Source organism: Dellaglioa sp. CoH-57-MRSF-18, assembly GCF_056781995.1.
Genome location: NZ_JBXAXX010000004.1, coordinates 86618 through 99478 on the forward strand (window position 1 = coordinate 86618; position 12861 = coordinate 99478).

The window sequence follows — 12861 nt, forward strand, 5'->3', positions numbered from 1 at the left end:
GGATGTCGACATGCAATATACAGAGATAATGGTTCGTTATGGCGAACTATCAACAAAAGGAAAAAATAAGAGGAACTTTATTGATCGCCTAGGAACAAACGTTCGAAATAGTTTACATGGTTTTGATGATTTAGTTGTTAAAGCAAATCGTGATCGGATGCACATTAATTTAAACGGTGACGACAGCGAATTAGTTATGCAACGTTTATCACAGGTTTTTGGGATTCAAAATTTTTCACCTGCAATTCGCGTTGAACAAGATATGGATTTAGTTAAAGAAACAGCTGTAGCAATGATTAGTGAGCAATTTGTTGAAGGGACAACATTTAAAGTTAACACACGTCGTTCTGATCATGATTTTGAATTAGATACTAATGAGTTGAATGACGAACTAGGTGGCTGGATTTTAGATCACGTGCCTGGCATTACTGTTAAAATGAAACAGCCTGATATTATTTTACGTGTTGAAGTTCGTTCAAATGGGATTTTCTTATCTTCTGAAACGCGTCAGGGTGCTGGTGGTTTACCCGTTGGTACTGCTGGTAAAGGGATGTTAATGTTATCAGGTGGAATTGATTCGCCTGTTGCAGGGTACCTTGGTATGAAACGTGGTGTTTCAATGGAGATGGTTCATTTCTTCAGTCCACCATATACAAGTGAACAAGCTTTAGCTAAGGCTAAAGAACTAACAGTTAAATTGACACCTTATGTTGGAACGATTCAATTTATTGAAGTTCCTTTTACTGAGATTCAAGAGCAAATTAAACATGATGTACCAGAACCATATTTAATGACCATAACACGTCGTTTCATGTTACGTTTAACTGAAAAAATTGCCGAATTACGTGGTGGATTAGCAATCTTTAATGGAGAATCATTAGGCCAAGTTGCTTCTCAAACACTTGAAAGCATGGTTGCAATTAATGACGTTACAACAATGCCAATTATTCGACCAGTCGTTTCAATGGATAAAAATGAAATTATTGATGTTGCTAAAAAAATTGATACATTTGAACTTTCAATTAAACCATTTGAAGATTGTTGTACAATTTTTGCCCCACCAGCACCTAAAACAAAGCCTCGTTTAGACCGTTCAAGGGAATTTGAAGCTCGTTTGGATATCGATGGCTTAATGGAACGTGCATTGGCAGGTGTCAAGGTTAGCAAGATTCGTGTTGGCGAAGAATATTTAAATGAAAATAGTGAATTATTCGCAGAATTACTATAGTAGCACTTTAAAAGATTAGACAAATCGGTCTAATCTTTTTTTGTCCAATCAAATAAGTCGCTTCTTAAACAGTAATTGAGTAAGATAGAGATAAATAAAGAAAGGGTGGTCAATTATGAAAGTAACTCGTCATGGTAGTGAAATGGATACAGTTGGGGAAGCACCAAAAGTAGGGGAAGTTTTTCCTACAGTTAATGCGTACGATGAAAATGATCAAGTTGTAACATTACCTAAAAGTACAGGTAAAAAATTAGTATTAAGTGTTGTTCCAAGTATTACGACAAGTGTTTGCAGTATAGAAACAAAACGTTTTAATATGGAAGCAGATAATTTTAGAGATATCGAATTTATTACCGTATCTGATGATTCAAAAGAAGATCAAAAAAATTGGTGTGCCGCTGAGGGTGTAAACAATTTACAATTGCTTCATGCAGATAAGGGGAATTTTGCGAAAGTTACTGGATTAGATGTTCCGGAATTTGGTCATATGGCTCGAATGGTTTTCATTTTAGATGAAACTGGACATGTTATTTATGAAGAACTGGTTACGGAAATCTCAAATGAGCCAGACTACGCTAAACTACTTGAAGAATTAAAAAAATAAAATATTGACGATTTTCAGAATAAACGCTAAAATGTGACTACAGACAAAGAATGAGAACACCAGTCATTTCAGAGATAAAATGCTAGGCTGAAACATTTTAATTAGACATTATGGTGGTAGCTCAGGAGTCGTTATTCTGAAATTAAGTAGGAATAACCGGACATTATTGTTCGTTAAAAAGTAATTAAGAGGGGTTAAAACCCAATTTAGGTGGTACCACGGCACTGTCGTCCTAAAACAGAAATGTTTTTTGATGACGGTGTTTTTTTATGCCTAAAATAAAATTGATAGATGAAAAGGAGAACTCATGACAAAAGAAGTTGAATTATCAACAAAATATGATCCAAGTCAGGTTGAACCTGGCCGTTATGAAGAATGGTTGAAAAAAGATTTATTTAAACCTAATGCTAATCCAGAAGCAAAACCTTATTCAATCGTTATTCCACCGCCTAATGTTACTGGTAAATTACATTTAGGCCATGCTTGGGATACAACATTACAAGATATTTTAATTAGACAAAAAAGAATGCAAGGCTTTGATACGCTTTGGTTACCAGGAATGGACCATGCTGGAATTGCAACACAAGCAAAGGTTGAAGCTAAACTAGCTGAACAAGGTGTGACGCGTTATGATTTAGGCCGTGAGAAATTTGTACAACAAGTTTGGGATTGGAAAGATGAATACGCTGATGTTATTCATAAGCAATGGGCTAAAATGGGATTATCACTCGATTATAGTCGTGAACGTTTCACATTAGATGACGGCTTGTCAGATGCCGTAAAAAAAGTCTTTGTTAATTTATATAATAAAGGATTAATCTATCGTGGCGAATACATTATTAATTGGGATCCTAAAGCAAGAACCGCTTTATCAGATATTGAAGTCATTCATCAAGATGATGAAGGTGCTTTTTATCATGTTAAATATCCATTCGCTGATGGTTCTGGATTTATTGAAATAGCGACAACACGTCCAGAAACGATGATGGGCGATGTCGCTGTTGCTGTTCACCCTGATGATGATCGTTACAAAGATATTGTTGGTAAAAAAGTCATTCTACCACTTGTTAACAAAGAAATTCCTATTATTACAGATCATTATGTTGATATGGCATTTGGGACAGGGATGGTTAAAATAACACCTGCTCATGATCCTAATGACTTTGAAGTAGGTAATCGCCATGACTTACCTCGTATTAATACAATGAATGAAGATGCAACAATGAACGAAAATGCTGGTAAATATGTTGGCATGGACCGTTTTGAAGCACGTAAAGCAATTGTTAAAGATCTTGAAGCTGAGGACTTAATGATTAAGATTGATCCAATTACACATAGTGTTGGTCATTCTGAAAGAACTGGCGTTCAAGTTGAGGCCCGTTTATCAACACAATGGTTTGTTAAAATGAAACCACTCGCAGAAGAAGCTTTGAAATTCCAACAAGGGGATGACAAAGTTGGATTCGTCCCAGAACGATTTGAAAATACATTTACACAGTGGATGGAAAATGTTCATGATTGGGTTATTTCACGTCAATTATGGTGGGGACATCAAATCCCAGCTTGGTATCATAAAGAAACTGGCGAAATGTACGTTGGTGAGGTTGCACCAACTGATATCGAAAATTGGGAACAAGATAATGATGTCTTAGATACGTGGTTTTCAAGTGCTTTATGGCCATTTTCAACAATGGGTTGGCCAAATACTGATGCACCTGATTTTAAACGTTATTTCCCAACTAATACGCTTGTCACAGGATATGATATTATCTTCTTCTGGGTATCACGAATGATTTTCCAAAGCTTAGAATTTACAGATGAACGTCCATTTGAACACGTTTTGATTCATGGATTAATTCGTGATGAGAATGGCCGTAAAATGAGTAAATCACTTGGTAATGGGATTGATCCAATGGACGTTATTCAAAAGTATGGAGCAGATGCACTTCGTTGGTTCCTATCTAATGGATCTGCACCAGGACAAGATGTTCGTTTTAGTTACACTAAAATGGATGCTTCTTGGAACTTTATTAATAAAATTTGGAATGCTAGTCGATTTGTTATTATGAATTTAGATGGTGTGGATAAAATTGAATTACCAGCTAAATCAGAATGGCAGCTTGCTGACAAATGGATATTAAGCCGATTAAATACAACTGTTTCTGAAGTTACACGCTTATTTGATGTCTTTGAATTTGGTGAAGCTGGTCGTGCTCTATACAATTTCATCTGGAATGACTTCTGTGATTGGTATATTGAAATGAGTAAAGAAAATCTTAATGGTGAAGATCTGACAGTTAAGCAAAATACACAACAAATTTTGGCTTATGTTTTAGATCAAACATTGAAATTGCTTCATCCAATTATTCCATTTGTAACTGAAGAACTTTGGTTAACAATGCCTCATGAAGGGGAATCAATTGTTGTTGCAGATTACCCAGTGGTTCATCCAGAATTTGAAGATGAACAATCAGTTATTGATATGAACAATTTAATTGAATTAATTCGTGCTGTTAGAAATAATCGTGCAGAAGTAAATGCACCTATGTCCAGTGCAGTTGATTTATTGATTAAAACAACTGATGAAAAAACAAAGATTATTTTTGAAGACAATCAAGAATTTATTCAACGATTCTGTCATCCTAAGGAACTTCAAATCAGTTCAAATGTTGTTGCTCCTAAGCTAGCAATGACGTCTGTAATTACGGGAGCAGAGATTTATATGCCACTTGCTGAACTAATTGATTTGAATGACGAAATTGTTCGTTTGGAAAAAGAAGTTAAAAAACTTGATGTTGAAGTTGTGCGTGGAACTAAAAAATTAGGCAATGAAAAGTTTGTTGCTAGTGCACCTGAGGCAGTAGTTACAAAAGAAAAAGAAAAATTAGCAGATTACCAAATTAAATTAACAGCAACTAAGGAAAGAATTTCTGATTTAAAAGCAGAAGTTTAATCTAACAAAATAGACTTATTTCGGGTACAATATACCTGAGATAAGTCTATTTTTTTTAGAAAGCGGGACGGAAAATTGATCACAACTTACGAAGAGGCACTCAATTTTATTCATGGGCGAACAAAATTTAAAAAAAGTCCATCTTTGAATAGAATGCGAGCATTTATGGAACGCTTAGATAACCCACAAGGTAATATCGCGATGATTCATGTTGCTGGAACGAATGGAAAGGGCTCAACAGTTGCATTTTTACGTGAATTATTAATTGCACAAGGGTTGAATGTAGGAACTTATACTTCACCATTCATTGTTAAATTTAATGAACGTATTTCCTTAAATGGACAGATGATTGATGATACCGCCCTTTTACATTTAGTAAATGTCGTGAAACCAGTTGTTGATCGAATGGATATTGAACTAGCCGATTTTGAGGGGGGACCAACTGAATTCGAAATTATTACTGCAATGATGTTTGTATACTTTGGCAGCATAAATCCTGTAGATATTGTAGTTGTTGAAACGGGCTTAGGCGGGAAGTATGATTCAACTAATATTATTGATCCAATTATTTCAGTTATTACAACAATTGGTCTAGATCATATGAAAATATTAGGTAATACAATTGAAAAGATAGCGCAACAAAAAGCAGGTATCATTAAACGTAATCGGCCTATTATCGTTGGTAGAGTAACTGATGAAGTCTTTAGCGTGATTAATAATGAGGCTAAATTAAAAAATAGTCCTATTTTTCGATTAGGAGTGGATTTTAATGCTAAATCTGAGGGAACAAAATCATCATGGGAAGAAATTTTAACGTATACGTCGAATAAATTGAATATTAAACAACTTTCTGTGCCATTATTAGGTGAATTTCAAGATGAAAATGCAGCAACAGCAATTGCTACTTTTGAGAAGGTTGCTGAAATTCAGGGATGGGCCATTAGTCCTAAATCAATTAGGCAAGGTATTTCAGAGACACGATGGCCAGGACGTTTTGAAAAAGTAAATGATGAACCGTTAGTTATTTTAGACGGTGCGCACAATAGCGCAGCAGTGGATCGGATTACGCAGTTGCTTAAAACGCATTTTCAAGATAAAGAAATCACAATTATTTTTGCAGTACTAGCGGATAAGCAAGGCAAACAAATGCTGGAAAAATTAGCTGCAGTTCCTCATGTACGAGTTATACTAACTCAATTTTCAGGGCCACGTCTAGTAAGCAAAATAGATGATTTCAACGTTAATAAGTTTGATAATGTCTCCATTCAAGAAAGTTGGAAAGAGGCATTAGTTCAAAGTGTTGGCGAAATGTCTTCTGATGATTTATTACTTGTGACAGGATCGTTGTACTTTATTTCGGAGGTTCGTAGTTATTTTGTATCAGAATAATTTAAATAAGTGAATTTCTCGTATTTAATAAAAAATAGGAGGAATCACCATGTCACTTATTTCTAGTTGCTCAAATGAATATCTACTGGAACAAATCCAAAAGTATCAATGTGATAATTTATCAGATAAAGAGCTTTTGACGGTTGTTTTTAGTTTATTATTAACGAACCCTAATGATGTTGGAAAGTGTGTTAATAATTTTTCTTCACGTTACCAATCTTTAAGCCAACTAAAAAAATGTTGTTTAAAAGATTATCAGTTATTGATGGATGGGAATAATCAGTCTACAGCATTACAATTACAAGCTATTGTTACACTGGGAACACGAATCAACAGTGAACCTCATTTTATTTGTGGACAAATCTGTTCAAGTCATGATGCTGGGGTTAGAATGGTTGCTGAGTTAGGTGGATTAAACCAAGAGTTTTTAATTGGATTATTCTTGGATACAAAAAATCAAATTGTAAAACAAGAGACATTGTTCATTGGAACTTTGAATTCAGCAACGGTCCATCCAAGAGATATTTTTGCAGTTGCATTAAAATATGGTGCAGCTAAAATTATATTGGTCCATAATCATCCGAGTGGGCATGTGACACCATCTAAGAATGATATTATTTTCTCTAAAAGAGTTGAAAAATGTGGTATTCTTATGGGAATTGAGCTGTTAGATCATATTATTTCGGGTAATACTAAATATCTTAGTATGAAAGAAGAGGGCGTCCTTTGATTATCAAGGGTGCTCTCTTGTTCTATGAAATTAGATATGATAAACTTAATAAGATTATGGATTCAAAATTAATTACCTTATAATAATTTAAGATAAACTTAATAAAAATTAGTAAATATTGAATGAAATCTCACTTTTGATTATGATATAATGTAAATACTACGAATAAAAGCGCCTAGAAGGCTGACGATGAAGGGAAGAAAGACTGTGTTTGGATTTGGAACAAAGAATATAGGAATTGATTTAGGAACAGCTAATACAATCGTGTATGTTGAGGGAAAAGGTATTGTTTTACGTGAACCTTCAGTCGTCGCTAAAAATGTTAAAACTGATGAAATTGTTTCTGTTGGAGAAGATGCTCGTGCAATGATCGGTCGTACACCAAGTAGCATTGTGGCTATTCGCCCAATGAAAGACGGTGTAATTGCTGATTATGACACAACAGTTGCTATGATGAAATATTACATTCAAAAAGCTTTAGGTAAATCTGCAGGTAAACCTTATGTAATGGTATGTGTTCCTAGTGGCGTTACAGAAGTTGAAAAACGTGCCGTTATTGATGCAACTCGTGTTGCCGGTGCGCGTGACGCCTACGTTATTGAAGAACCATTTGCTGCAGCAGTCGGCGCTGGATTACCAGTGATGGATCCAACGGGTAATATGGTTGTTGATATCGGTGGTGGAACAACAGATGTTGCTACAATTTCATTAGGTGGTATTGTTTCAAGCCGTTCTATCAGAATGGCTGGCGATAAATTGGATGAATCAATTGTGTCATATATTCGTCAAAACTTTAATTTATTGATTGGTGAAAGAACAGCTGAACAATTAAAAATGGACGTTGCATCTGCATCAGTTAAAGATGCTGCATCAATTGAAGATACAACTATCAGAGGACGTGATTTGATTACGGGTCTTCCTAAAACAGTTACTGTAAAAGCAACTGATATTGCAGTTGCTATTCAAGAATCTATTGCTGAAATCATTACTGCTATTAAGGAAACATTGGAAGAAACTTCTCCAGAAATTGCTGCTGATGTGATTGACCATGGTATTGTATTAACAGGTGGTGGTGCATTATTAAAAAACCTATCAGAAGTTATTTCTGAAGTTACAAAAGTGCCTGTTTTTATTGCTAATGAACCACTCGACTGTGTTGCAATTGGTACAGGTGAATCATTAAAAAGTATCGACGTCATGAAGAAAAGATAGATTTTAAAAATCACATAAGCTAAAAATGAAGAGGTTGGTGGTTTATTTATCCAGCCTCTTAATTTTTTAGTTAATTATAAGGTAAGTGGAGGATAGCGAACATGCAGAAATTTTTTTCAAATAGAAGACTAATCATCATTTTAATAGCCATTATTGTGAGTTTTAGTTTAATTTCATTTTCAGTTTCCGTTAGAAATAAAAAATCAACACCACCGCTCATTCAAGAATTTGGTAATGATGTTGTTGGTCTATTTGATAGAGCAGTTAGTTATCCTGCAAATGGCTTAAAAAGTTCAGTTATTGGTATTTCTGATCTTTTAAATACATATCAAGAAAATCAAAAATTAAAAAAACAAGTTGATAAATTAGCACAAGTTCAAGTGGAATCAGACACTGTTAAAAATGAGAATAAACAGCTGAAAAAGGAATTAAAATTGGACAGTACATTGACTGATTATACTTCAATTAATGCATCTGTTTTAACGCGATTACCTTCTGGTTGGCTAAATCAACTTGTGATAAGTAAAGGTAGTGCGTCTGGTGTTAAAAAGAACGCACCAGTGATGGCTGGTTCTGGATTGATTGGTCGTGTTATAGAAGTTAATAAAACAAATAGTAAAGTTGAATTAATATCGACTACTAATGATTCTGCTAATAGATTTGCAGTTCAAGTAAATAATTCAAACGATGATATTATTAATGGTTTAATTACTGACTATGATAAAACAGATAATTTATTAATTATGGGTCAAATTACTTCTAAGAAAGCCTTGAAAAAAGGTGATTCTGTTGTCACATCTGGTCTTGGAGGCACAACACCAAAGGGTTTAAATGTTGGTGTTGTGTCTAAAGTTGAGCAAGGTGATTATGGACTTGCTTCTAAAATTTATATCAAACCTGCAGTTGATTTGAGTGACCTAACGGTTGTAACAGTTGCTCAGACGTTGGATTAGAAGGTGAGATTAGATGAGAAATAAAAATAGACAGTATATTTTTCCGTTAGGACTTATTATTTCCTTTTTTTTGGATGGTACAATACAATTTGTTTTTATGGAACAGTTACAATCACAAACGACTATCATGGTTAGTCACCTGTTGTTGTTATGGTTGATAATGGGTATCTTTTACTCAGATAATAAGCATCTTGAATTATGGGCGTTTGGTGTTGGTCTAGCATTTGATAGTTATTATGCCGGTATTTTGGGTATTTATATGATTTTGTTACCATTAATTGTTTATTTAACTAAAATAGCATATCAATATTTCGAACCATCTTTTATTGTGATATTACTCATTTATTTTATTGATTTGGCAGTTTTAGAAGTTTCGTATTATGCAGTCAATGAGATGATTGGATTTGCTAATGAATCTGTAACAACATTCGTTAGTACTTCGTTTGGACCAACTTTAGCTTTTAATCTGGTGGTATTTATTATTTTGTACTATCCAATATCAAAATTAATGAATTTAAGTAACCGATATAATTAAAATTCAGGGGTGAACGTAGATGCAAGGTGTTATTTTAAAAGGTTATAAAGATGGTTATGAAATTATTCTTAAACAGGATTTCGGATTTGATAAAATTTTGGTTGAACTTAGAGAATTATTTAATAATTTAAGTGCTGAAAAAAAGAATGCTGATGAAACGGTTATTTCGTTTGATATTAAAACAGAAAATCGATTGTTTTCAGCAGATGAAAAGCAAAAAATCGAAAAAATTATTTCTGAATACCGTAATTTTAAAGTACACAAAATCGAATCTGAAGTAATGACCATAGAAGATGCTAATATTTTAAAAGAAAATGACAACGTTCATTTATGCTATCTAACAATTCGAAGTGGACAAATAGTTGATTTAAAAGGTGATATTTTATTTTTAGGTAAATTACATCAGGGTGGTCAATTACGAGCTGCTGGTAATATTTTTGTTATGGGTGAAGTTCAAGGTGTCATTCATGCTGGATTTAACAATAATACAGATAGCATTATTGTGGGCGATGTTTCAGCTGCTTCACAAGTACGAATTGGTGAATTAGTTGATATTATAGATGATGAAAAAGTAACAAACAGTCAAGATACTGTAATCTATGTTAATGATTTACATATTATAGATTATGGCAATCGAGATGAATTAAAGTCACTTCGACCAAAATTATTTAATCATGCTGGAGGATATTAAAGATGGGAAAAGCAATTGTTGTAACATCTGGTAAAGGTGGTGTTGGTAAAACAACATCATCTGCAAATATTGGAACTGCATTAGCACTTCTTGAAAAAAAGGTTGTTCTAATGGATTTAGATATTGGTTTGCGTAATTTAGACGTTGTTTTAGGTCTTGATAACCGTATCTTATTTGATATTGTAGACGTAGCTGAGGGTCGTGCACGGTTACACCAAGCACTCATTAAAGATAAGAGATTTAACGAATATTTATACTTATTACCTGCTGCACAAAATACTGATAAATCAGCATTAGTTCCTGAACAAGTAAAAGCAATTGTTGATGAATTAAAAGAAGAGTTTGACTATGTTATTATTGATTGCCCAGCTGGAATTGAGCAAGGTTTTATGAATGCTATTGCTGGTGCAGATATGGCTATTATTGTAACAACGCCTGAAATTTCTGCGGTTCGTGATGCAGATCGCGTGGTAGGTTTATTAGAGCAAAATCCATTATTACAACAACCAAAATTAATTATTAATCGTATCCGTCGTCAAATGATGGAAGATGGTCAAGCAATGGATGTTGATGAGATTACACGTCATTTGTCTATTGATTTATTAGGAATTATTGTTGATGACGATGCTGTTATTAGTACATCAAATCATGGTGAACCAATTGTTTTAGATTCTAAAAATCCAGCTGGATTAGGTTATCGTAATGTAGCACGTCGACTACTAGGGGAAACAGTGCCCTTGATGACAATAAAACAGCCTCAAAAAGGTTTTTGGAAAAAAATGGGTTCATGGTTTAAGAAAGACTAATTCTTGACAATGTTAATGACAGTATGCTAAATTATTATCAATTAAGAAAAACGTTGAACAGAAGATTAAGGCTTAAACAAACTTTTAAAGAGAGTATCGATTGCTGAAAAGATACAGTTCTTAAGTCTGAAACACATCTGCGAGTTGATTTCCTAAACTAGTTAATTAGGGAAGTCCGGGATAAGCCCGTTATAGCTGTAGTTTAATAAACTCGTTAAGATTAAATTTGTGAGAATTTAATGATGTTTGAGGTGGTACCGCGATTCGTCGCCCTCTATAGTCAATAATGACTATAGAGTTTTTTTATACTCATTTTTATTAATCTACATAAGTTATTTTTCGTGAGAAAAATATGAATTTGAGGTGGCACCACGGCTATCGTCCTCTTGAGTCAATTTGATTTGGCTTGAGAGGATTTTTTTATTTAACTAAAGGGAGATAATGTAATGACTTATATATTAGAAATTTTGCCATCATTAATAGATGGTGCTAAATTAACGTTAGAAATATTTTTTTGGACGATCATTGGATCGATTCCACTTGGTTTAATTGTCGGATTAGGATTAATTTCAAAAATAAAACCAATTAAGTATTTTTTGAATTTTTATGTTTGGTTAATGCGAGGAACACCACTGCTACTACAATTAATTTTTGTGTTTTATGGACTACCAACACTACAACAGTTCCATATTCATATTGTATTCGGTCGATACGATGCGGCATTATTTGCATTTATTTTGAATTATGGTGCGTATTTTGCTGAAATATTTAGGGGTGGATTGCAATCGATTCCTAAAGGTCAATATGAAAGTGCAAAGGTATTGCGTCTATCATATTGGCAAACTATTAGGACAATTATTATTCCACAAGTGTTCAAGATCGTTTTACCTTCAATTGGAAATGAAATTATTAATTTAGTTAAAGATTCAAGTTTAGTATATGTTATTGGGTTAGGCGATTTATTAAGAGCCGGTAACGTAGCGACGAGTCGTGATGTAACACTCGTCCCACTATTGATGGTTGGGGCAATCTATCTGTTATTAACAGCTATATTTACACTTGTCTTGAAGAAAATTGAAAAACATTATAGTTATTACAAATAAGGAGTAATTCTATGCTAGAGTTAAAAAATATTAAAAAGTATTATGGAAAACGATTAATTTTAGATGATATTAATTTAACAGTTAATGATGGTGAAATTGTTAGTATTGTTGGTCCATCTGGTGGTGGAAAAACGACTTTATTGAGATGTATTAGTGGGTTAGAATCAATTGATTCTGGAGATATTCTAATTGATGCCTCACCATTTGATCCATATCGTAATAATACGAACGAAAGTGTTATTGGGGTAGTATTCCAGGAATTTCAATTATTCCCTCATCTTTCAGTGTTAGATAATATAACGTTAGCTCCAAAATTAGTTTTAAATCGTAATAAAGTCCAGGCCGAGGAAGAAGCACAAAAATTATTAGATCGCTTATCTCTCGGAAATAAAGGGCATTTATATCCTTACCAACTTTCAGGTGGGCAGAAACAACGAGTTGCAATTGCACGTGCATTAGCGATGAATCCTAAAATCTTGTGTTATGATGAACCAACTTCAGCACTTGATCCAGCACTACGCCAGGAAGTAGAGAATTTAATATTATCGTTGAAAGTAGACGGAATGACTCAAATAATAGTGACACATGATGTACCATTTGCTGAAAATATTGCGGATAAATTATTAAAAGTTAAGCCGCTAGAAGATTAGAGGATAA

Annotated in this window: 12 protein-coding genes and 2 other annotated features; all 12 genes read left to right on the forward strand. The window is 33.8% G+C overall.

Annotated features, from left to right (window positions below; all coding sequences use genetic code 11):
- The first annotated feature begins 10 nt into the window (after positions 1 to 10).
- The 12 genes from thiI (at position 11) to AC1RPG_RS05660 (ending at position 12854) form a co-directional block, all read left to right on the forward strand.
- Positions 11 to 1228 (forward strand): tRNA uracil 4-sulfurtransferase ThiI, encoded by a 1218-nt coding sequence (gene thiI / locus AC1RPG_RS05605; RefSeq protein ID WP_409022345.1) that lies wholly within the window; start codon positions 11 to 13, stop codon positions 1226 to 1228.
- A 115-nt stretch (positions 1229 to 1343) separates the two neighbouring features.
- Positions 1344 to 1832, forward strand: coding sequence for a thiol peroxidase (gene tpx / locus AC1RPG_RS05610; RefSeq protein WP_481761667.1), 489 nt, complete (start codon positions 1344 to 1346; stop codon positions 1830 to 1832).
- Positions 1833 to 1869: 37 nt separating this feature from the next.
- Positions 1870 to 2070: a binding site (T-box leader), on the forward strand.
- A gap of 69 nt (positions 2071 to 2139) precedes the next feature.
- A complete protein-coding gene (locus tag AC1RPG_RS05615; protein ID WP_481761668.1) occupies positions 2140 to 4785 on the forward strand; it encodes a valine--tRNA ligase in 2646 nt (881 codons plus the stop codon).
- Positions 4786 to 4860: 75 nt separating this feature from the next.
- On the forward strand, positions 4861 to 6174 hold the full coding sequence (locus tag AC1RPG_RS05620; protein ID WP_481761669.1) for a bifunctional folylpolyglutamate synthase/dihydrofolate synthase: 1314 nt from the start codon (positions 4861 to 4863) through the stop codon (positions 6172 to 6174).
- 49 nt (positions 6175 to 6223) lie between these two features.
- On the forward strand, positions 6224 to 6904 hold the full coding sequence (gene radC, locus AC1RPG_RS05625; protein WP_481761670.1) for a RadC family protein: 681 nt from the start codon (positions 6224 to 6226) through the stop codon (positions 6902 to 6904).
- Between the two features lie 207 nt (positions 6905 to 7111).
- Positions 7112 to 8116, forward strand: a complete 1005-nt coding sequence (locus AC1RPG_RS05630; RefSeq protein ID WP_409022785.1) for a rod shape-determining protein — start codon at positions 7112 to 7114, stop codon at positions 8114 to 8116.
- A gap of 101 nt (positions 8117 to 8217) precedes the next feature.
- Entirely contained in the window at positions 8218 to 9069 is an 852-nt protein-coding gene (gene mreC, locus AC1RPG_RS05635) for a rod shape-determining protein MreC (protein ID WP_481761671.1), read from the forward strand.
- Between the two features lie 13 nt (positions 9070 to 9082).
- On the forward strand, positions 9083 to 9604 hold the full coding sequence (gene mreD, locus AC1RPG_RS05640) for a rod shape-determining protein MreD (protein ID WP_409022351.1): 522 nt from the start codon (positions 9083 to 9085) through the stop codon (positions 9602 to 9604).
- A gap of 19 nt (positions 9605 to 9623) precedes the next feature.
- A complete protein-coding gene (locus AC1RPG_RS05645; RefSeq protein WP_409022352.1) occupies positions 9624 to 10295 on the forward strand; it encodes a septum site-determining protein MinC in 672 nt (223 codons plus the stop codon).
- Between the two features lie 2 nt (positions 10296 to 10297).
- The gene (minD, locus tag AC1RPG_RS05650) at positions 10298 to 11101 is read left to right on the forward strand and encodes a septum site-determining protein MinD (protein WP_409022353.1); all 804 of its coding nucleotides are present in this window, start codon (positions 10298 to 10300) and stop codon (positions 11099 to 11101) included.
- A 44-nt stretch (positions 11102 to 11145) separates the two neighbouring features.
- Positions 11146 to 11379 (forward strand) — a binding site (T-box leader).
- 168 nt (positions 11380 to 11547) lie between these two features.
- Positions 11548 to 12204, forward strand: a complete 657-nt coding sequence (locus tag AC1RPG_RS05655; protein ID WP_409022354.1) for an amino acid ABC transporter permease — start codon at positions 11548 to 11550, stop codon at positions 12202 to 12204.
- Positions 12205 to 12215: 11 nt separating this feature from the next.
- On the forward strand, positions 12216 to 12854 hold the full coding sequence (locus AC1RPG_RS05660; RefSeq protein ID WP_409022355.1) for an amino acid ABC transporter ATP-binding protein: 639 nt from the start codon (positions 12216 to 12218) through the stop codon (positions 12852 to 12854).
- The last annotated feature ends 7 nt before the right edge of the window (positions 12855 to 12861 follow it).